Source organism: Streptomyces sp. V3I8 (assembly GCF_030817535.1).
GTDB lineage: Bacteria > Actinomycetota > Actinomycetes > Streptomycetales > Streptomycetaceae > Streptomyces.
Genome location: NZ_JAUSZL010000002.1, coordinates 2276051 through 2297973, shown reverse-complemented (window position 1 = coordinate 2297973; position 21923 = coordinate 2276051). Strand labels below are relative to the sequence as shown.

At 69.4% G+C, this 21923-nt stretch carries 15 protein-coding genes; 12 read left to right on the top strand and 3 right to left on the bottom strand.

Going from position 1 to position 21923, the window contains the following annotated elements; all coding sequences use genetic code 11:
- The first annotated feature begins 45 nt into the window (after positions 1-45).
- A complete protein-coding gene (locus tag QFZ75_RS10075; RefSeq protein WP_307535704.1) occupies positions 46-726 on the top strand; it encodes an NAD(P)H oxidoreductase in 681 nt (226 codons plus the stop codon).
- Positions 727-955: 229 nt separating this feature from the next.
- Here QFZ75_RS10075 and QFZ75_RS10070 read toward each other — a convergent pair whose 3' ends face one another.
- Together QFZ75_RS10070 and QFZ75_RS10065 are read right to left on the bottom strand one after the other, a co-directional pair.
- Complete coding sequence (locus tag QFZ75_RS10070; RefSeq protein ID WP_307535702.1) at positions 956-2485, bottom strand: UDP-N-acetylglucosamine 1-carboxyvinyltransferase; 1530 nt, start codon at positions 2483-2485, stop codon at positions 956-958.
- Between the two features lie 87 nt (positions 2486-2572).
- Positions 2573-2770, bottom strand: a complete 198-nt coding sequence (locus tag QFZ75_RS10065; RefSeq protein ID WP_307535700.1) for a DUF4236 domain-containing protein — start codon at positions 2768-2770, stop codon at positions 2573-2575.
- Between the two features lie 175 nt (positions 2771-2945).
- On the opposite strand from QFZ75_RS10065, the gene QFZ75_RS10060 reads away from it, so the two are divergent.
- The 7 genes from QFZ75_RS10060 to QFZ75_RS10030 all read left to right on the top strand — a co-directional run bounded on the left by QFZ75_RS10060 (position 2946) and on the right by QFZ75_RS10030 (position 12577).
- Entirely contained in the window at positions 2946-3182 is a 237-nt protein-coding gene (locus QFZ75_RS10060) for a hypothetical protein (protein ID WP_307535697.1), read from the top strand.
- 183 nt (positions 3183-3365) lie between these two features.
- Positions 3366-6200, top strand: coding sequence for an aconitate hydratase (locus tag QFZ75_RS10055; protein ID WP_307535695.1), 2835 nt, complete (start codon positions 3366-3368; stop codon positions 6198-6200).
- A gap of 144 nt (positions 6201-6344) precedes the next feature.
- A complete protein-coding gene (locus QFZ75_RS10050; protein WP_307535694.1) occupies positions 6345-7070 on the top strand; it encodes a response regulator transcription factor in 726 nt (241 codons plus the stop codon).
- Positions 7067-8683 carry a cell wall metabolism sensor histidine kinase WalK gene (locus tag QFZ75_RS10045; RefSeq protein WP_307535693.1) on the top strand — a complete coding sequence of 539 codons (1617 nt, stop codon included), beginning with the start codon at positions 7067-7069 and terminating at the stop codon, positions 8681-8683. The genes QFZ75_RS10050 and QFZ75_RS10045 overlap by 4 nt, the downstream gene beginning before the upstream one ends.
- A gap of 641 nt (positions 8684-9324) precedes the next feature.
- The gene (locus QFZ75_RS10040; RefSeq protein WP_307535692.1) at positions 9325-10683 is read left to right on the top strand and encodes a DUF3500 domain-containing protein; all 1359 of its coding nucleotides are present in this window, start codon (positions 9325-9327) and stop codon (positions 10681-10683) included.
- A gap of 232 nt (positions 10684-10915) precedes the next feature.
- Entirely contained in the window at positions 10916-12022 is a 1107-nt protein-coding gene (locus QFZ75_RS10035; RefSeq protein WP_307535690.1) for a lytic polysaccharide monooxygenase, read from the top strand.
- 384 nt (positions 12023-12406) lie between these two features.
- Positions 12407-12577, top strand: coding sequence for a hypothetical protein (locus QFZ75_RS10030; RefSeq protein ID WP_307535688.1), 171 nt, complete (start codon positions 12407-12409; stop codon positions 12575-12577).
- A 54-nt stretch (positions 12578-12631) separates the two neighbouring features.
- Here the strand turns inward: QFZ75_RS10030 and QFZ75_RS10025 are convergent, their stop codons facing one another.
- Positions 12632-16372, bottom strand: a complete 3741-nt coding sequence (locus QFZ75_RS10025; RefSeq protein ID WP_307544360.1) for a GH92 family glycosyl hydrolase — start codon at positions 16370-16372, stop codon at positions 12632-12634.
- Between the two features lie 696 nt (positions 16373-17068).
- Here QFZ75_RS10025 and ngcE point away from each other — a divergent pair.
- The 4 genes from ngcE (at position 17069) to QFZ75_RS10005 (ending at position 21882) form a co-directional block, all read left to right on the top strand.
- Complete coding sequence (ngcE, locus tag QFZ75_RS10020; protein ID WP_307535686.1) at positions 17069-18517, top strand: N-acetylglucosamine/diacetylchitobiose ABC transporter substrate-binding protein; 1449 nt, start codon at positions 17069-17071, stop codon at positions 18515-18517.
- Positions 18518-18607: 90 nt separating this feature from the next.
- Positions 18608-19531 (top strand): carbohydrate ABC transporter permease, encoded by a 924-nt coding sequence (locus QFZ75_RS10015; protein WP_307535684.1) that lies wholly within the window; start codon positions 18608-18610, stop codon positions 19529-19531.
- 37 nt (positions 19532-19568) lie between these two features.
- Positions 19569-20486, top strand: coding sequence for a carbohydrate ABC transporter permease (locus QFZ75_RS10010; RefSeq protein WP_307535682.1), 918 nt, complete (start codon positions 19569-19571; stop codon positions 20484-20486).
- A gap of 196 nt (positions 20487-20682) precedes the next feature.
- A complete protein-coding gene (locus tag QFZ75_RS10005) occupies positions 20683-21882 on the top strand; it encodes an ROK family transcriptional regulator (protein WP_307535681.1) in 1200 nt (399 codons plus the stop codon).
- Positions 21883-21923: the final 41 nt, after the last annotated feature.

Below are 21923 nucleotides of genomic sequence, written 5' to 3'. Positions count from 1 at the left end.
ACTGGACTCGTCGAGTCGAATCGCCGAGCCCAGCCGGGAGACACCGTGACGCAGCAGGACAGCCGTGCCGGAACAGCCCTCGTGGTCGTCGCACACCACCGCACCGATTCCCTCACCTCGCACACGGCCCGCCGTGTCGCCACCAGGCTCGAAACCGCCGGATACCGCATCGACCTGCTGGACCTGCACGCCGAGGGTTTCGACCCGCGGATGACCGGCTCGGACCAGCCGGACTGGGGCAACAGGGAAAAGGCCTACTCGGACGAAACGCAAGCACATATGCGGCGCATCCTCGACGCCGACCTCGTCGTCGCTGTCTTCCCGGTGTACTGGCAGAGCACGCCCGCCATCCTCAAGGGGTGGATCGACCGCGTGTGGAACTACGGGTTCGCCTACGGCCGCAGCAGGCCCCGCCTCGCCGGCAAGCGCATGCTGTGGCTGGGCCTGGCCGGCGCCACTGCCGACGACCCCGTCGTGGAGGGGATGCAAACCCTCCTGGAGACCAATCTGAGTGAGGGCATCGCCTACTACTGCGGCTTCTCCCATTCCACCGTCGGCCTGCTCACCGACGCGGAGGAGCGCCCGCAACGCGTCGACGCCGAAGGCAACCTCCTGGTCGGCGAAGCGGTCACGGGCGCTGAGCGAGAGGCCCAGTACGCCGATCTCGACCGGCGGGCACGGGAGTTCGTGGAGAAGTTCGTCGCCGGAGAACGTGTGGCCACCTGACCGCGGGAGAGACAGGCGTTCCCGCTCTTCGGGCCCGGCATCGACGACCGCTGAGGCTTCTCGGCGTGGCCCGAATCGGATGATGACGTCAATCGCCGCGGCCGTCCTCACCCTGACCCGGTGCCGCCGGTTCAAAGTCCCAAAAATGTCCCAGAGACTCCGTCACACCCCACCTCTCTCGCGTTCGTCCAGTTAAGGTGGGGTGTAGAGGTGCCTTTTCCGCAGGCTCTCAGATGTCCCGGAAGATCTCGATCTGCGCCCCCACCGAGTTCAGCCGCTCCGCCAGGTCCTCGTAGCCGCGGTTGATGACGTACACGTTGCGCAGGACCGACGTGCCCTCCGCCGCCATCATCGCCAGCAGGACGACCACCGCGGGGCGCAGGGCCGGCGGGCACATCATCTCCGCGGCCCGCCAGCGGGTGGGGCCCTCCACCAGGACGCGGTGCGGGTCGAGGAGCTGGAGGCGGCCGCCGAGGCGGTTCAGGTCCGTGAGGTAGATCGCGCGGTTGTCGTAGACCCAGTCGTGGATCAGCGTCTGGCCCTGCGCGGACGCCGCGATCGCCGCGAAGAACGGGACGTTGTCGATGTTCAGGCCTGGGAACGGCATCGGGTGGATCTTGTCGATCGGCGCCTCCAGCTTGGAGGGCCGGACCGTGAGGTCCACCAGGCGCGTGCGGCCGTTGTCGGCGACGTACTCCGGCGTGCGGTCGTGGTCGAGGCCCATCTCCTCCAGGACCGCCAGCTCGATCTCCAGGAACTCGATCGGCACCCGGCGCACGGTCAGCTCGGACTCGGTGACGACCGCGGCGGCCAGCAGGCTCATCGCCTCGACCGGGTCCTCGGACGGCGAGTAGTCCACGTCCACGTCGATGTTCGGCACGCCGTGCACGGTGAGGGTGGTGGTGCCGATGCCCTCCACCCGGACGCCGAGGGCCTCCAGGAAGAAGCAGAGGTCCTGGACCATGTAGTTGGAGGAGGCGTTGCGGATGACGGTCGTGCCGTCGTGGCGGGCGGCGGCCAGCAGCGCGTTCTCGGTCACCGTGTCGCCGCGCTCGGTCAGCACGATGGGGCGCCCCGGGGTCACCGTGTGGTCCACGCGGGCGTGGTACATGCCCTCGGTGGCCGCGATGTCCAGGCCGAACCGGCGCAGGGCGATCATGTGCGGCTCGATCGTGCGGGTGCCGAGGTCGCAGCCGCCCGCGTACGGCAGCTTGAAGCCGTCCATGCGGTGCAGCAGCGGGCCCAGGAACATGATGATCGAGCGGGTGCGGCGGGCCGCCGTCTCGTCGATGGACGCCATGTCCAGCTCGGCCGGCGGCACGATCTCCAGGTCCACGCCACCGTTGATCCACCGGGTGCGTACGCCGATGGAGCCCAGCACCTCCAGAAGGCGGTACACCTCCTCGATGCGCGCGACGCGGCGCAGCACCGTGCGGCCCCGGTTCAGGAGGGTCGCGCAGAGCAGCGCCACGCACGCGTTCTTGCTGGTCTTCACGTCGATCGAGCCGGACAGACGGCGTCCGCCGACCACACGCAGGTGCATCGGGCCCGCGTAGCCGAGCGAGACGATCTCACTGTCCAGTGCTTCACCGATTCGAGCGATCATCTCAAGGCTGATGTTTTGGTTGCCGCGCTCGATACGGTTCACCGCACTCTGGCTGGTGCCGAGTGCCTCGGCCAGCTGCGCCTGTGTCCAGCCCCGATGCTGACGGGCGTCACGGATGAGCTTGCCGATGCGTACGAGGTAGTCGTCTGCCATGACGGCAGGCTATCTCACATATGAGATGCCGCATCCTGGCGGGGCCATTGGGGTGAGTGTCGGGATGGGGGCCGGGGTGACGGCGCCTCAGTGGCGCTTGCTGCGCGTGGTGCGGCGCCAGCCGAAGGGGCCGGGCAGGTCCATCGAGGTGGTCCGGCGTCCCGTGCTGCTGTGCGTCTGCTTCGGGCCGTTGCGGCCGCCCGTGGTGATGGACCACGACTTCCGGTTGATGTTCAGCCGTACACCGGGCAGGATCCGGAAGCTCTTGCGGAATGTGAGCGGCATGGGTGGGTGCCTCCTTCGCGTCCGCTGTCGGATACCCCGGATGCCGGTCGGTACGCGGACGCCGGTGGCGAACGGCCCGGGGCCGGCCCCGAATTGACCCCGATTCGGCTCAGGGTCGGTCCCGGTTCGAGCCCGGGCCGGGATCCGCTCCGGTGTGGGAGGGGCGGGCGAACCGGTGCCGGTCCTCGCCGGCTGGGTGACCGCGTCCTCGTGCACGGCGACCGGGGTCGGCGCGTACGTCACCGTCACCGCCACCGCCACCGCCACCGCCACCGCCACCGTCCGGTCCGTGCTCCGCACCGTCCCGACCCGCCTGCCCCGCCCGCCGCGCCTGTCGCGCGACCCCGTGGTCCGGGGCGCCGGACCGGGCGCCGATCCGGTCCGGACGGGTGCGGGCACCCTCCGGGCATGACCGTCCGGCGGTCATGTACTAGAGTTATCTCGACATCGAGATATCTGCCGGGGCGTGCCGCAGCCGCCCGGACCGTTACGCGTTCGGTAAGGGTTACCTAACTTAGCCCGACCTTAGCGGATCGGCCAAGAGGGCGTGGCGGCAGGATGCGGTGGTACGCGTACATCAATGAAGGAGACTGTCGTGTCGGCGAACAGCTTCGACGCCCGTAGCACGCTCAGTGTGGGTGACGAGTCGTACGAGATCTTCCGGCTGGACAAGGTGGAAGGCTCGGCCCGCCTTCCGTACAGCCTCAAGATCCTGCTGGAGAACCTGCTCCGCACCGAGGACGGCGCGAACATCACCGCCGACCACATCCGTGCTGTCGGCGGATGGGACGCGCAGGCCCAGCCCAGCCAGGAGATCCAGTTCACGCCGGCCCGCGTGATCATGCAGGACTTCACGGGCGTGCCCTGTGTCGTGGACCTGGCCACCATGCGCGAGGCCGTCAAGGAGCTCGGCGGCGACGCGGACAAGATCAACCCGCTGGCCCCGGCCGAGCTGGTCATCGACCACTCCGTCATCGCGGACAAGTTCGGCACCGCCGAGGCCTTCGGCCAGAACGTCGAGCTGGAGTACGGCCGCAACAAGGAGCGCTACCAGTTCCTGCGCTGGGGCCAGACCGCGTTCGACGAGTTCAAGGTCGTCCCGCCGGGCACCGGCATCGTCCACCAGGTCAACATCGAGCACCTGGCCCGTACGGTCATGGTCCGGGGCGGACAGGCGTACCCCGACACCCTGGTCGGCACCGACTCCCACACCACCATGGTCAACGGCCTCGGTGTGCTCGGCTGGGGCGTCGGCGGCATCGAGGCCGAGGCCGCGATGCTCGGCCAGCCGGTCTCCATGCTGATCCCGCGTGTCGTCGGCTTCAAGCTGACCGGCGAGCTGCCGGCCGGCACCACCGCCACCGACCTCGTGCTCACGATCACCGAGATGCTCCGCAAGCACGGTGTCGTCGGCAAGTTCGTCGAGTTCTACGGCGAGGGCGTCGCCGCCACCTCCCTCGCGAACCGCGCGACCATCGGCAACATGTCGCCGGAGTTCGGTTCCACCGCTGCGATCTTCCCGATCGACGACGAGACCCTGAAGTACCTGCGCCTGACCGGCCGCGACGCGCAGCAGGTCGCGCTCGTCGAGGCGTACGCCAAGGAGCAGGGCCTCTGGCTCGACCCGGCCGCCGAGCCCGACTTCTCCGAGAAGCTCGAACTGGACCTCTCCACGGTCGTCCCCTCGATCGCCGGCCCGAAGCGCCCGCAGGACCGCATCGTCCTCGCGAACGCCGCCGAGCAGTTCAAGTCCGACGTCCTCAACTACGTCGAGGCCGGTGTCACCGGTGGCGACGACCGCAAGCCCGGCGTCCCCGCGCAGGAGAAGCCGCACGGCGTGGCCTCCCCGGTGGACGAGGCGAGCGCCGAGTCCTTCCCGGCCAGCGACGCCCCGGCCTACGGCCACGACGACAACGGCTCCGGCGCCCCGCAGCACTCCGCGGTCGTCGCCGGCGCGGGCCCGTCGAACCCGGTCACCGTGACCGCCCCCGACGGCTCGACGTACGAGATCGACCACGGCGCGGTGACGGTCGCGGCCATCACCTCCTGCACCAACACCTCGAACCCGTACGTCATGGTCGCCGCCGCGCTCGTCGCGAAGAAGGCCGTGGAGAAGGGCCTGACCCGCAAGCCGTGGGTCAAGACCACGCTCGCCCCGGGCTCCAAGGTCGTCACCGACTACTTCGACAAGGCGGGGCTCACCCCCTACCTCGACAAGGTCGGCTTCAACCTCGTCGGCTACGGCTGCACCACCTGCATCGGCAACTCCGGCCCGCTGCCGGAGGAGGTCTCCAAGGCGGTCAACGACAACGACCTCGCGGTCACCTCGGTCCTCTCCGGCAACCGCAACTTCGAGGGCCGGATCAACCCCGACGTCAAGATGAACTACCTGGCCTCCCCGCCGCTGGTCGTCGCGTACGCCCTCGCGGGGTCCATGAAGGTGGACATCACCAAGGACGCGCTCGGCACCGACCAGGACGGCAAGCCGGTCTTCCTCGAGGACATCTGGCCGACCGAGGCCGAGGTCAACGACGTCGTGGCGAACGCCATCGGCGAGGACATGTTCAACAAGTCCTACCAGGACGTCTTCGCGGGCGACGCCCAGTGGCAGGCGCTGTCGATCCCCACCGGCAACACCTTCGAGTGGGACCCGCAGTCCACCTACGTGCGCAAGCCCCCGTACTTCGAGGGCATGACGATGGAGACCACCCCGGTCTCCGACATCACCGGCGCGCGCGTACTGGCCAAGCTGGGCGACTCGGTCACCACCGACCACATCTCCCCGGCCGGCGCCATCAAGGCCGACACCCCGGCGGGCAAGTACCTCACCGAGCACGGTGTGGAGCGCCGTGACTTCAACAGCTACGGCTCGCGCCGCGGCAACCACGAGGTCATGATCCGCGGCACGTTCGCCAACATCCGCCTGCGCAACCAGATCGCGCCGGGCACCGAGGGCGGCTACACCCGCGACTTCACCCAGCCGGACGCGCCGGTGTCGTTCATCTACGACGCCTCGCGCAACTACATCGAGCAGGGCACCCCGCTGGTCGTCCTCGCGGGTAAGGAGTACGGCTCCGGCTCGTCCCGCGACTGGGCCGCCAAGGGCACCGCGCTCCTCGGCGTCAAGGCCGTCATCGCCGAGTCGTACGAGCGCATCCACCGCTCGAACCTCATCGGCATGGGCGTGCTGCCGCTCCAGTTCCCGGAGGGCGCCACGGCCGCCTCGCTCGGCCTGACCGGCGAGGAGACCTTCTCCTTCACCGGCGTCGAGGAGCTGAACGACGGCACCACCCCGCGCACGGTGAAGGTCACCACCGACACCGGCGTCGAGTTCGACGCGGTCGTCCGCATCGACACCCCCGGCGAGGCGGACTACTACCGCAACGGCGGCATCATGCAGTACGTACTGCGCAGCCTGATCCGCAAGTAGGCCGCACGGCAGTGCACTTGGGGGCCGCATCTCCGAACCGGGGATGCGGCCCCCGCTGTTCGTGGTGTGCCGTCCATTTCAGGACATGGGTCCCACCCAGGCGGAACACAGCGTTCTGCCAGGTGTGAGCGACATCATCCCCGTATGCCCGGCACCCGAAACGAGCGCGTGCGCGTCCTCATCGTCGACGACGAACCCGCCCTCACCGAACTGCTCTCCGCGGCCGTCACGGACGCCGGCTGGCGGCCCTACCCGGTGGCGGACGGCGCGTCCGCGCTGCGCGCCGCCCGCACCCGTGTGCCGCACGCCGTCGTCCTCGACGGGATGCTGCCCGACCTGGACGGCATCCAGGTCCTGCGCCGTCTGCGGCAGGAGAGCCCGAAGCTGCCCGTTCTCATGCTCACCGCGCGCGACGCGCTGGAACACCGCATCGACGGCCTCGCCTCCGGCGCCGACGACTACGTCACGAAACCCTTCTCCCTGGAGGAGGTCGTGCTGCGGCTGCGCGCACTGCTGCGCCGGTCGGGCACCGGGGGCGCGGGGGGCGCCGGGTCCGGCGGTTCGGTGCTGGCGCTCGGGGACCTGGTGCTGGTCACGGACACCCGCGAGGTGCACCGCGACGGTACGCACATCCCGCTCACCGCCAAGGAGTTCGACCTGCTCGGCCTGCTGCTGAGCCACCCGCGCCAGGTGCTGAGCAAGGCCCTGATCCTGGACCGCGTCTGGAGCGGCTGCTTCGACGGCGGCGGCAACCTCGTCGAGGTCTACATCTCCAGCCTCCGCCGCAAGCTCGACAGGGGGCGGACGCCGATGATCCACACCGTGCGGGGCGTCGGGTACGCCATCAGGCCACCGGGGGACGGCGGATGAGGCCCCGGCTGCCGGAGCGGCGCTCGCTGCGCACCCGCCTCCTGCTCTTCATCGGCGTCACCCTGCTCGTCGTCTGTACGGCGATGGCCCTCACCACCGTCCTCGCCCAGCGCGCCTATCTGCTGGGCCATCTGGACCAGCGCGTCACCGACGCCGCCGAACGCAGCCAGGGCGGGCTGCAGCGCCGCACGGGCGACGACACGGACCTCGGGTTCCTGAACGAGCGCGGGCAGGCCGTCGGCACGCTCGCCGCCCGCTTCGGCGCCGAGGGGGACGGGAGCGGGGGCGCCGCCGGGGACGGGGCCCGTCAGGTCATCGCGGCCCAGGTGGTCACCGACGACGGTACGCGGCGGACCCTCACCGCTGCCCAGCGCACCGCCCTGGACGGCCTCGCCACCGACGGCTCCCTGCACACCCGTACGATCCCCGGCCTCGGCACCTACCGGGTGACCGCCATCGCCGGCGACGGCGTCCCCGTCCTCACCGGGCTCCCGATGGACGACGTACAGGACATGATCGGCGGGCTCGTCCTGGTCGAGGCCGTGGCGGCGGGCGCGGGCCTGACCGCCGCGGGGATCGTCTGCGCCGTGGTGATACGCCGTCAGCTGCGGCCGCTCGACCGGGTGGCCGCCACCGCCGTCGAGGTCTCGCGCGTCCCGCTGGGCCGGGGCGCGGTCACCGGCCTCACCCGGGTACGGGAAGGCGACACGCACCCCGGGAGCGAGGCCGGCCAGGTCGGCGCCGCGCTCAACCGCATGATCGACCACGTCGAGTCGTCGCTCGCCGAGCGGCAGCGCGGTGAGGAGCGCGTGCGCCGCTTCCTCGCGGACGCCAGTCACGAACTGCGTACGCCGCTGGCGTCCATCGCGGGATACGCGGAACTGATGAACCGCGGCATCCAGCAGATCGAGCCCGCCCTGGCCTGGCGGCGGGTCTCCGCCGAGTCGGCGCGCATGACGGGTCTCGTGGAGGACCTGCTGCTGCTCGCCCGGCTCGACGAGGGGCGTCCGCTCCGGTCCGCCGAGGTCGACCTCGCGGCGCTGGTCGCCGAGGCGGTCTGGGACGCGCGGGCGGCGGGGAGCGGCCACGGCTGGCAGCTGGCGCTGCTCCTCGACGTCCCCGCGCTCGTCCTCGGCGACGAGGCCCGCCTGCACCAGGTGGTGGCCAACCTGCTGGCCAACGCGCGGGTGCACACACCGGCGGGCACGACCGTCGTCGCCTCGGTGGAGGCCACGGAGACGGGATGCGTGGTCCGCGTCCGCGACGACGGCCCCGGCATCCCGCCGCACCTGCTCCCCGCGGTCTTCGAGCGCTTCACGAGAGGCGACGTCTCGCGCTCCCGCAGCGGCCCCGCCGAGGGCGGTTCCGGTCTCGGACTCGCCATAGTCGCGGCTATCACGACGGCCCACGCGGGCCGCGTCGAGGTCGCGAGCGAGCCGGGCCGTACGGAGTTCACGCTGACGCTGCCGCGGGTGAATGTCCCGCCGGCCGTCCCGTCGGCCGCCCCGGCGGGCACGCCGCACGACGTGTCCGCCGGCGCGCCCGCGCACCTGGACCCGGACGCGCCCCGGACCGGCCTGGTCCTCGGCGCCCCGGCCGGAGACCCGACCTGAGCCACGAGGGCCGGGCGGGTCGCCCGGGCCCGTCCCGGGCGATCCGTCCCGGGCGACCCGCCCCGGCCGACCCGGTCCGTACGGTCCTGACCCGCGGGAGCCGACCCGGTCCGTACGGTCCTGACCCGCGGGAGCCGGACCGGTCCGTACGGTCCTGACCCGCAGGGGCCGACCTGGTCCGTGTGGTTCCGACCCGCGGGGGCCGACCTGGTCCGTCCGGTCCCGACCCGCAGGGGCCGACCCGGTCCGCCCGGCCTCGACCCGCAGGAGCCGGACCGGACCGTCCGGTCCCGACCCGCAGGAGCTGACCCAGACCTGAACCCTGGGAGCTGCTCGGGCCGACTCCTGACCCGAGGAGAGGCCAACCGAAACACGGCACCCTGCAACAGGCCTCGCGCACACCCACCTCCGCACGCGTACATCCATCCCCACGCGGGCGACCCACCTCCCGCGCAGGCACACCCGCCCCGCGTGCCCTCGGCCTCTGGCTTCCGGCCCCGGTTCCGGCCTCTGGCCCGGGCCCTCCGGTTCCGGCCTCCGGCCCGCCCCGGTTTCAGGTCGGGCTCAGGTTCGTGGTTCACAGTCGTCCCGCGTGGCCGTCCGCAAGGGATCGGCCCATGGCCATGAGGGAGCCAGCCGCGATGAGCGAGCTCGACACCGGCGAGTCCACGCCCCAGCCTCAGCCCCAGCCCCAGTCCCAGCCGCCGCAGACCGGCCGGCAGGCCCACGTCGGCCGGCGGAACTTCATGCGCAAGGTCTTCTTCGCGAGCGGCGCCACCGCCGTCGCGACGATGGGCGGGGCCGGCGCCTGGGCCGCGCTCGCCGCCGACGACACGGACACCGGCACCGGTGCCGACGGCGCCCCGGCGTCGGCCGAGCCGAGCGGCGCCCCCGGCGGCGGCACCGGAGGTCCCGGCAACCAGTCGATCACCGAGGACTTCTTCGGCCTGACCACCGACGGCAAGAAGATCGACGGCCTGTTCTCGATCCACTCCGAGGGCGTCGTGACCGCCCCGGTGATCACCGCGGCGAACGCCTTCCTCGCCGGGCTGAGCGCCACGCAGAAGTCGTCGACACAGTTCACCGCGCACTCCACCGAGTGGCGGCTGTGGAGCAACGTCGACGCGTACGAGCGCCAGGGCGTGTCCGTCGCCGACCTCTCCGACGAGCAGCAGGCACTCGGCAAGGCCCTGCTGAAGTCGGCGCTCAGCGCGGACGGCCTGGAGACCACCGAGAAGATCCGCCGGATCAACCAGGCCGCGGGGGAGGCGATCGGCAGGACGGACGCCTTCAACGAGGAGGCCTTCCACTACACGGTGCTCGGCACGCCGTCCGCCACCGAACCGTGGGGCTTCCAGTTCGACGGGCACCACCTGGTCGTCAACTACTTCGTGCTCGGCGACCAGGTCGTCATGAGCCCCTGCTTCTGGGGTTCGGAACCGACCGAGATCGAGATCGACGGCACGACCGTCTCCGTGTGCAAGGAGGAGGTGAAGGCGAGCCTCGCCTTCATCAACTCCCTCACCGACGCGCAGCGGACGGTCGCGATCGAGTCCACGGCCAAGTCGAACGAGTCGATGAAGGCGGGCGCCTTCTCGGACAACGCGGTGCAGGAGTACACCGGCATCCGCGGCAAGGCCCTCACCGGCGCCCAGAAGCTCAAGCTCCTCGGCATCGTCGAGGCCTTCACCGGCCGCGCGAAGGCGGATGCCGCCGAGGCGAGGCTGGCGGAGGTGCGGGCGCACCTGAACGACACCTACGTCACCTGGGCGGGCGGCACCGCGGACGACTCCGCCTTCTACGTCCGGGTGCACAGCCCGGTCGTCTGGGTCGAGGTCGACTGCCAGGCCCCGGGACCGCTCGCGGGCGCGTACGGCGCCACGCAGGGCAGCGGCGCCACCCAGATGCACGTCCACTCCGTCATCCGCACGCCGAACGGCAACGACTACGGGAAGGAACTCCTGCGACAGCACTACCTGACGTCCCCTCACCACCGGTGAGGGGGAGGCCGTTCGAGAGCCCCGTTGCCGAGAGGGCCGCACCCGTCCGGGTACGGCCCTCTCGCGGCAGCCGTTTACAGCCGTACCGGTCCGCGCTAGCTTCGAGAGCACGCGAGGTGGGAGCGCTCCCATTCCGGGTGGACCGGAACCCGCCCCGGGACCGTTCCCATCTCGCGCATCCCCTTAGGAGAGCACCCCACGGCTTGTGAACGAAGGGATGGACCGTTCTGTCATGAACCTGGCAATCACACCAGCCCCGCCGCCTCCGCCTCCCCGCCCTCCACGGAGGTCACCGCTCCCCGCCCGGGGCCGCGCCTTCCTCCTCATCCTGCTCGCCCTGGTCGTCACGTTCCCGGCGCTCGGCCTGGTCGTCTCGGCGGGCGGCGAGGCGCAGGCGCACGGCACTCCCATGAAGCCCGCCAGCCGTACGTTCCTGTGCTGGCAGGACGGGCTCACCGACACCGGTGAGATCAAGCCGGTCAATCCGGCCTGCAAGGCGGCGCAACAGGCCAGCGGCACCACGCCGTTCTACAACTGGTTCTCGGTGCTGCGCTCCGACGGAGCCGGCCGCACCCGGGGCTTCGTGCCCGACGGCGAACTGTGCAGCGGCGGCAACACCAACTTCACCGGCTTCAACACGCCGAGCGCCGACTGGCCGCTGACCCATCTGACCTCGGGCGCGACCGTCGACTTCTCCTACAACGCCTGGGCCGCGCACCCGGGTTGGTTCTACGTCTACCTCACCAAGGACGGCTACGACCCGACCGAGCCGCTCACCTGGAACGACATGGAGGAGCAGCCGTTCCTCAGCGTCGACCACCCGCCGCTCAACGGATCCCCGGGCACGGTCGAGGCCAACTACTCCTGGTCCGGCCGGCTCCCGGCGGGCAAGTCGGGACGCCACCTCGTCTACATGGTCTGGCAGCGCTCGGACAGCGCCGAGACCTTCTACTCCTGCTCCGACATCGTCTTCGACGGCGGCAACGGAGAGGTGACCGGCATCCACGACCCGGGCAACCCGACCGAGCCCCCGGCCGGCGCCTGCTCCGCCACCCGCCGCACGACCGGCAGCTGGTCGGGCGGCTACCAGTCCGAGGTGACCGTCACCAACAGCGGCGACGTGCCGATGCTCGGCTGGATGGTCGACTTCTCGCTGCCGGCCGGACAGTCCGTGGCCAGCCTCTGGAGCGGCAACGCCACGTACGGCGGTCAGGACGTGATGGTCCACAACGCCGACTGGAACGGGTCGCTGGACCCGGGTGAGAGCGCCTCGTTCGGGTACGTCGTCCAGGGCTCGGGGGGTGATACGGCGACCGCCCTCGCCTGTCGGCCGGGCTGAGCCGGTTCGAGGACGGTCCGAAGCCGGTTCGAGGACGGTCCGGAGCCTGTTCGAGCGCGGTCCGGAGCCCGTCCGGGAGCGGTCCGGAGCCGGCCCCGGGGCGTCCTCCGCCCGGGCTGCTCTGGGCGGACCCGGTGGCCGTAATCCACCGGGTCCGCGAGCCGGGCAGGCCGGGGGAGTGCCTGGCCGGAGGGGGTGAGGTTCATGTCGACCCAGGACGCGACAACGTTGTCCGGTGGTCTGAAACCGACTCTACCTCCCCAACGGAGGACGCAGCCAACGCAGTTGGAATCTTGAGCCACTTATGAGGTTCGTGGCGCCGTTCCGTTCGAATCACCACCGTCCGCGCCGCGCCTGATCGAGGACGTCTGCCTGGCGCTGGTGATGTCGCTGTCGCTGGGCGGGTCCGCGCCGGGCACGTCGGGCACCTTCGGCTTCACGCTCCGTCCCGGCGGACCGGGCGAGGACGGCGTGCGGGTGGCGGACACTCCCGGGACCGCCCGCCGCGACGCCGAGCCCGCCGACGACACGGCACCGGTTACCTTCCTGCCGTAACCGGTGCCGTGCGTGCCGTGCGTGTTCTTCTCCTGTGCCGCCGCGTGCCGGGCGTCAGCGCAGCAGTTCCACCTCCGCCAGCGTCGCCTCACCGTCGAGGACCAGGCGGTACTTCGCGTACGTGCCGGGTGCCGCGACCGAGAAGGCCCGGGTCTGCCTGTCCCAGGCGAAGGACTCCCCGGCGCGCTTGTCGAGGTCCTTCCAGGTGGTCCCGTCGGACGAGCCCTGCAGGACCCAGCCCTCGGGGGCCTTGGCGGCGTCGGCCGACGTCAGCGTGTACTGGACGGCCTTGACCGGGTCGGCGGTCGGCAGGTCCGCGGACGCGACCGTGGCGTCGGTCGCCGAGGTGTTGTCGAACAGCGCGCCGTCGCCCTTGATCGCGTCGGTCCGGGGCGTCGCCACCTTGTCGTCCTGCGTGATCGACACGGGCGCCGCGTTCTTCCCGGTGCCCCACGAGGACGGCTTCGACCCCATGTCGAAGTCGATCACCGCGCCGCGCGAGAGGAGCGAGTGGGGGAGCGAGGTCGACGTCCACTTCTTGCCGTTGACCTTCAGGCCCTGCACGTAGACGTTCTTCGCGCTGTTCTTCGGAGCCTTCACGACCAGCTTGCGGCCGTTCTCCAGGTGCACGGTCGCCTTGGTGAAGAGCGGGGAGCCGACGGCGTACTCGCCGCTGCCCATCACCAGCGGATAGAACCCGAGCGAGGAGAAGAGGAACCAGGCCGACTGCTCGCCGTTGTCCTCGTCGCCGTGGTAGCCCTGGCCGATCTCGCTGCCCGCGTAGAGGCGGGAGAGCACCTCACGCACGTTCTTCTGGGTCTTCCAGGGCTGGCCGGCCGCGTCGTACATGTAGTTCACGTGGTGGGCCACCTGGTTGGAGTGCCCGTACATGCCCATGCGTACGTCGCGGGCCTCGGTCATCTCGTGGATGACGCCCCCGTACGAGCCGACGAACTCGGGCCCGGCGGTCTCCGGGGTGCCGAAGTACGTGTCCAGCTTCTCGGCGAGTCCCGAGCGGCCGCCGTAGAGGTTGGCGAGGCCGCGCGAGTCCTGCGGGGCGGTGAACGCGTAGCCCCAGCCGTTGGTCTCCGTGTAGTCGTAGCCCCACACGCGCGGGTCGAACTTCTCGGAGTCCACCCGCCAGTCGCCCTTGGCGTCCTTGCCCTGGAAGAAGCCGGCCTTCGAGTCGAAGAGGTTGACGTACTCCTGGGCGCGGTTGAGGAAGTACGCGGACTCCTCCTTGTACTTCTTCTTGCCGGTCTTCCTGTAGAGCTCCTCGCCCATCTTGGAGATGCCGTAGTCGTTGAGGTAGCCCTCCAGCGCCCACGACAGGCCCTCGTGGGTGTCGGTGCTCGTGTAGCCGATGAAGGGCGAGGTGGCCATGCCCTTGCGGCCCACGCCGGAGGAGGGCGGCACCACGGTCGCGTTCTTCACGGCCGCGTCGTACGCCGACTTCGCGTCGAAGTCGACGCCCTTCACGTACGCGTCCGCGAACGCCACGTCGGAGGAGGTGCCGGTCATCAGGTCCGCGTAGCCGGGCGAGGACCAGCGCGAGGTCCAGCCGCCGTCCTTGTACTGCTGCACGAAGCCGTCGGCCATCTCACCGGCCTGGCTGGGCGTCAGCAGCGAGTAGGCGGGCCAGGTCGTCCGGTAGGTGTCCCAGAAGCCGTTGTTGACGTACACCTTGCCGTCGACGATCTTCGCGCCGGTGTGCGTCGGCGAGTCCGGGTTCGGCATCGGCGAGAACGGCGAGGCGTACTGGTACTTCCCGCCGACCTTCTCGAAGCCGGAGTTCGGGTACAGGTACAGCCGGTAGAGGCTGGAGTACAGCGTGGTCAGCTGGTCCGGGGTCGCGCCCTCGACCTCGACCTTGCCCAGGATCTTGTCCCAGGCCTGCTGGGCGCGCGACGTCACCTTGTCGAAGGACGTGCCGTCCGGGATCTCCTGGCGGAGGTTGTCCTTCGCCTGGTCGATGCTGATCAGGGACGTGGCGATGCGCAGGGTGACCGTGCGGTCGGCGCCGGGCCGGAACTTCAGGTAGCCCTTGACCCCCGAGGAGCTTCCCTCGGTGACGGGCGCGTCGAAGGTCCCGTACACGAAGAGCCGGGTGGCGCCCGTCGACAGGCCGGACTTGACGTCCGAGTAGCCGGTGAAGGTGCCGCTCTCCTTGTCGAGGGTGAGGCCCGCCTGGTCCGTGACGTTGTCGAACAGCACGTTCGCGTCGTCACCGGGGAAGGTGAACCGCAGGGACGCCGCGTGGTCCGTCGGCGCCATCTCCGTCTTCAGCCCGTTTTCGAACGTCACCCCGTAGTAGTACGGGCGCGCCGTCTCGTTCTCGTGCTTGAAGGGCAGCGCGCGGGCGGTGCGCCCGGTGTCCGGGGTGCCGGACGCGGCCGACGGCATCACCTGGAAGGTCTGCCGGTCGCCCATCCAGGGGCTCGGCTCGTGGCTCGCGCTGAACGCCTGGACGGTGGGCAGGTTGTCGGCGTTGTTGGAGCGCGCGTAGTCGTACAGCCAGCTCAGGGAACCGGCGTTCGTCACCGGCGTCCAGAAGTTGAAACCGTGCGGGACGGCCGTCGCGGGGAAGTTGTTGCCGCGCGAGAAGCCGCCGCTGGAGTTGGTGCCGCGGGTGGTCGACGCGTAGTCCGAGAGGTGTGCCTTGGGCTTCTCGGGCTTCTTCACGCTCAGGTTGACGTCGTCCAGCCAGCCGCGGAACTTCGCCGGCCCCTTCGCGGAGTCGTACGCGACCAGGATGCGGTCGACGGTCCGGCCGGCCGCGACCGAGCCGATCCGCGAGGTCACGTTGTTCCACTGGTTGACGTACAGCACCTTCGAGGCGCCCTGGCCCTGCGGCGTCAGCGCGAACCCGTGCTGGTCCTGGGCGCGCAGGTCGCTGAGGTAGGTGCCGTCCGTGAAGGCCAGGTCGACCGACACGTTCGTGGCGTCGTAGTCCCGGTCACCGTCCGCCATCGACGGGAAGATCCGGTACGCCAGCTCGGTGTCGCGGCCGACGGCCACGTTCACGTCGAAGACCTTGTTGTACGAGTAGGCGCGGCCGTCCGCCTTGTGCGTACCCGCGTACCGCAGGGCCTTCTTGCCGGTGAAGCCCGCGCCCGCCTTGGCCGTCGGGGAGCCGCTCGGACCGCGGTCCACGAGGGAGAGCATGTCCTTGGGCGTGGGGTCCTCCTCGTCGCCCGTCGAGAACTGGACGTCGGCGAGCTGCAGGGCGTCGGAAGCACCCTTGTTCTTGGTGATGTCGAGCCGGAAGTGCTGGTACTCGGCCGGTTCGCCGAGTTTGTACGACTTCGTCTGGAACCGCTCGGCGAAGGACTCGCCGGTCCGGGTGTCGAGGGTCTTCCAGTCCTTGCCGTCCGTGGAGCCCTGGAAGGTCCAGTCGACGGGGTCGCGCTCGTCGTGGTCGTTGGCCGACGTGAGCGCGTACGAGAGGAGCTTGACGGGGGCGTCCAGCTCGAACTCCGCCCAGCCGGTGGGCGCGAAGGTCAGCCACTTGGTGCTGGGCTCGACATCGGCGAGGTTCTCCTTCACCTCGCCGCCGCCGGTGTTCTCGGCGCTCGCGCGGACGTCCGTGACGTGGTCCGTCACATTGCCCGGGATGCCGGTGCTGTAACCGCCGTCGACCCCCGAGGCGCGCTTGGCGCCGCCGGGCGAGGTGTCGACCGTGTTGAGCCAGTCGGGTGCCGGTTCACCCGCCTCGAAGGAGGAACCGAATTCCCGGTCCGCGGCGGCCGCTTGGCCGGGACGGGCCACGGCGGCGCCCTGCGAGGCCACCACCAGTGCGAAGGCGGCCGCTCCGAGGACCGCCGTGGAACCCCACCCGCTCCGGGTTCCGAGCCGGGATCTGTGCGGAGACCCTTGCCGAGATCTGTGGTGCATGCGCCAGCACCCTCCCTGTCACGTGCGCCTGGACAACGTTGTCAACTTCACTGCGCAAGCTCCAGTAGGGCGTCAAGTGACAGGGGATGTCAAGGGTGTTGGATGTGGCGTACGGGGGTGACGCGGACAGCCGGAACAGCGGGCCCCGCCGGGGCCCGTCCGCCGGCTTCCTGTCCGGGCACTGATCGTTGCCTGATGAGCGCCTGTGGACAACCCTTCCGGGCAGCTCATATTTCCGCGAGGTCTCACTTCGGGAAAGAGTGTCGGCCAACTGTGCATTCGATCTTGCTCCGTTGGCGGGAAGTGGACTATACCTGTCGGCGTCCGCCCAGTCGTTCGACGTCGCGGACGGACAGAGGCCGGAGGCGAGGAGGCGCGGCGATCAGCGACATGCCGTGCATTTTTGCGCCTCCCGGTATTCCAGGCACGATCCAGCTCTACTGACGTCCCTCCGCGACTGCGCCGGGCAACCCGTCCGATGTGTTTTTCCTACCGGAGGGGCCGGGGCCCGTCCCCGGTGTAATGCAGTACCAACCGCGGTGCCGGGGAGGGTCCGGTTCACCGCCTGAGTCCTGAAACGAAGGCGAGGACTTGAGCATGGGATCCACTTCCGCCCACAACGACCGCGAGGGTGTCGGCCGCCGCGCCCTGATCAAGCGGTCCGCCGCGCTCGGTCTGATTTCCGTACCCACGATGAGTTTCCTGTCCGCGTGTGCCAGCGGCGACAGCGGCAGCGACGAAAAGGTCGACAAGGGCAAGAAGACCAAGGCGAATCCGCTCGCGGTCAACGAGAGCGCCCCGCTGGAGATCGTCATCTTCGACGGCGGTTTCGGCACGAAGTACGCCGAGGACGCCAAGGCGGTCTACGAGAAGAACTTCCCCAAGGCGAAGGTCAAGTTCTCCTCGACCCAGAAGATCCAGTCGGTCCTGCAGCCGCGCTTCAACCAGGGCACCCCGCCGGACCTGATCGACAACTCGGGCGCCGAGCAGATGGACATGGGCGTCCTCGCCAGCAAGAAGCAGCTCGCGGACCTCACCCCGCTGCTCGACGCCCCGTCCTTCGACGACCCGGCCAAGAAGGTCCGCGACACCCTGCGCCCCGGCATCGTCGAGATGGGCCAGCTCGACGGCGACCCGGTCTGGATCATGTACTACGCGTACACGATCTACGGCGTGTGGTACTCCCAGAAGGCGCTGGACTCCCTCGACGCCACGTACCCGGAGACCTGGGACGACATGCTCGCGGTCTGCGCGAAGGCGAAGAAGAAGGGCATCGCGGGCTGGACGTACGCGGGCAAGTACCCGTACTACCTCCCCTTCTCGCTCTACCCGATGATCGCCAAGGTCGGCGGCCGTGAGGTCCTCGACGCCATCGACAACCTGGAGCCGAACGCCTGGAAGCACCCCGCGGTCAAGACCTGTTTCGAGGCGTACTACGAGCTCTACAAGAAGGGCTACGTCCTCAAGGGCACCCCGGGCCTGGACCACATCCAGTCCCAGACGGCCTGGACCGAGGGCAAGGCGCTCTTCATCCCGAACGGCTCCTGGGTGGAGAACGAGGCGGCGAAGACCATGCCGAAGGACTTCGGCCTCGCGGTGTCCGCGCCCAGCGGCATCGACAGCTCGGACAAGATGCCCTTCGGCACCATCTGGGCCTCCGGCGGTGAGCCCTTCATCGTCCCCGCCAAGGCCAAGAACACCGACGGCGGTATGGAGCAGCTGCGCATCATGCTCAGCGAGGCCTCGTCGAAGAACTTCACCTCGTCCGTCAAGTCGCTGTCCGCGTTCAACGGCGGCACCGACGGCATCGAGCTCACGCCGGGTCTGAAGTCCGGCGTCGCGGCTCTGGACAAGGCCGGCGACAACGTGGTCAACCCGCGTCTGCAGGACTGGTACGTGGCGCTCCAGAAGGAGAGGATCGGCGTCGGCGGCCTCGGCGAGATGATGGCGGGCCGGCTCACGCCGGTCGAGGCCATCAAGAAGATCCAGGGATACGCCGACGAAGCGGCCAAGGACGACAACATCCAGCACTACAAGCACCAGTGAGCGCGGCCGGGGCCCGGGCGATGCCCGGGCCCCGGGTCTCGTTGTGCGGCATCGACGGCAGCCCCCGCGGGGAAGATCGGGTCGGTAGGAATGCAACACGGCAAATACCGTTTCATCGTGGGGTTCTTGACGGCCCCTCTGGCCATTTACAGCCTCTTCGTGATCTGGCCCTTCTTCCAGTCCATCTACTATTCGTTCACGGACTGGAGCGGTCTGAGCCCCGAGTTCAAGATGGTGGGCTTCAAGAACTACACGCGACTGCTCGACGACGACGTTTTCTGGAAGTCGTTGCAGCACAGCGTGCAGTTCGTCCTGCTGCTGCCGCTGGTGACGCTCACCCTGGCGCTGTTCTTCGCCTTCATGCTCAATGTCGGCGGGCGGCGCCGGAAGAATGCCGCGATCGCCGGTGTCCGCGGTTCCTCCTTCTACAAGGTGGTCTACTTCTTCCCGCAGGTGCTGTCGATCGCGATCGTCGCACTGCTGTTCCAGTTCGCGTACAACCCCAACAGCGGTGCGATCAATTCCGGTTTGCAGGCGGTCGGTCTGGACAGCGTCCAGCCCGACTGGCTCGGCGACCCCGACCTCGCCCTGTGGTGCGTCTTCGCGGTCCTCGTGTGGTGCACCGTCGGCTTCTTCGTGGTGCTCTTCTCCGCGGGAATGGCCTCCATTCCCAAGGACTACTACGAGGCGGCCCTGCTGGACGGCGCGAACCGCCTCACGACCTTCTTCAAGATCACCCTGCCGCTGCTCTGGGACACCGTGCAGTCCGGCTGGGCCTACATGGGCATCCTGGCGCTCGGCGCCGAGTCCTTCGCGGTCGTGCAGATCATGTCCGTGGGCCCCGGCGGTCCCGACTACTCGACGACCGTCCTGCCGCTGTACGTCTACCAGAAGGCGTTCCGGGACGGTCAGGCCGCCTACGCGACGACGATCGGTGTCGCCCTGCTCGTCGTGACGCTGCTGTTCGTGGCCGTCGTGATGAGGCTGGGCCGCCGCGAGCGGCTGGAGTACTGATGCAGAACGAGCTGACCGAGCCGCGCGGAGGCCACGAGTGAAGACGACCGACACGCCTCCCGCCGACACCGCGGGGGAGAGGGCGCCCGTCACCAAGGCGGCACCCGTGCCCGCGCCGCGGGAGAAAGCCACCGGCAGGACCCTCAACGTCTTCTCGCACGGCTTCCTGATCCTGTGGGCGCTCATGGTCACGCTGCCGCTGCTGTGGGCGGTGATGACCTCGTTCAAGACGGACAAGGACATCTTCAGTTCGCCGTGGGCACTGCCCGACAAGCTGCACTTCGACAACTGGTCGCGCGCCTGGACCTCGGCGAACATGAGCGACTACTTCCTCAACACGATCATCGTGGTGGGGTTCTCGCTCCTGGGCACCATGCTGCTGGGCTCCATGGCGGCGTACGTCCTCGCGCGCTTCGAGTTCCCCGGGAACCGCTTCATCTACTTCCTCTTCATCGGAGGGATGAGCTTCCCGGTCATCCTGGCGCTGGTCCCGCTGTTCTACGTCATGCAGAACCTCGCGCTGCTGAACACGCTGCCCGGGCTGATCCTGGTCTACATCGGCTACTCGCTGCCGTTCACCGTGTTCTTCATGACGTCCTTCTTCCGCACCCTGCCGACCTCGGTGGCCGAGGCGGCCTTCGTGGACGGCGCCTCGCACACCAGGACGTTCTTCCAGGTGATGCTGCCGATGGCCAAGCCCGGCCTGATCAGCATCACCATCTTCAACTTCCTGGGCCAGTGGAACCAGTACCTGCTGCCGACGGTGCTCAACACCGAGCCGGACAACAAGGTGCTCACCCAGGGCCTCGTCCAGCTCGCCGTCAGCCAGGGCTACAAGGGTGACTGGTCGGGGCTGTTCGCCGGTCTCGTGATGGCGATGCTGCCGGTGCTCGCCGCGTACATCGTCTTCCAGCGCCAGGTGGTCCAGGGGCTGACGGCGGGGGCGCTCAAGTAACGGTCCGGCCGCAGGTCCGGTTTGCGAGGGTGGCCCCGTAATGACCTACGGGGCCATTCCGGCGTGAGCGGGCGTGCCGACGCACCCCCTTTGCTCAACCTCTTGACGGGAGGCAGCCCAAACGGCTCAGCTTAGAGTTCACTAGTTGGACATAGACGGGGCCTCACCGAGGCGGCCCCGTACGCAGGAGGTCGTCGTGGAGACTCCGGGGTCGCAGTCGTCGCTGCACCGAGCCAATCTCGAACGGGTCGTACGCGCGGTGCGCCTGGCCGGGTCGCTCACGCAGGCGGAGATCGCGAGGACGACGGGGCTGTCCGCGGCCACGGTCTCCAACATCGTGCGGGAACTCAAGGACGGCGGGACGGTCACCGTCACGCCCACCTCGGCGGGCGGCCGCAGGGCCCGCAGCGTCAGCCTCAGCGGCGACGCCGGCATCGTCATCGGCGTGGACTTCGGCCATACGCACCTGCGCGTCGCGGTGGGCAACCTCGCGCACCAGGTGCTGGCCGAGGAGTCCGAGCCGCTCGACGTGGACGCCTCCGCCGCGCAGGGCTTCGACCGGGCGGAACAGCTGGTCAGCCGTCTGATCGAGGCCACCGGCGTGGACCGTACGAAGATCGCCGGGGTGGGCCTCGGCGTGCCCGGGCCCATCGACGTGGAGTCCGGCACGCTCGGTTCCACGGCGATCCTGCCGGGCTGGACCGGCACCAGGCCCGCGGAGGAGCTCCACGGGCGCCTGGGCGTCCCCGTGCACGTCGACAACGACGCCAACCTCGGGGCCCTCGGCGAACTCGTCTGGGGCAGCGGCAGGGGCGTCAGGGACCTCGCGTACATCAAGGTGGCCAGCGGTGTCGGCGCCGGACTCGTGATCGACAGCAAGATCTACCGCGGCCCGGGTGGCACAGCGGGAGAAATCGGGCATATTACTCTTGACGAGTCCGGTCCGGTCTGCCGCTGCGGCAACCGCGGCTGTCTGGAGACCTTCGCGGCGGCGCGCTATGTGCTGCCGCTCCTCCAGTCCAGCCACGGCACGGATCTGACCATGGAAGGTGTCGTACGGCTGGCGCGGGACGGAGACCCCGGCTGCCGTCGGGTGATCGCCGACGTCGGCCGACATATCGGTAGTGGAGTGGCGAATCTGTGCAATCTGCTCAATCCGAGTCGGGTGGTGCTCGGCGGTGATCTCGCCGAGGCCGGAGAGCTCGTACTGGGACCCATCAGGGAGTCCGTCGGCCGCTATGCGATCCCCAGCGCGGCGCGTCAACTATCCGTTCTGCCAGGGGCACTTGGCGGTCGGGCGGAGGTCCTCGGGGCACTCGCCCTCGCGCTCAGCGAGATGGGCGATTCGACCCTTTTGGACGGTTCGCTCACTGCCGTAACACCTGCCTTCACTTAGAGAACGGATGGCAGCGTTGCCATTCCGTTAAGGATTTACTT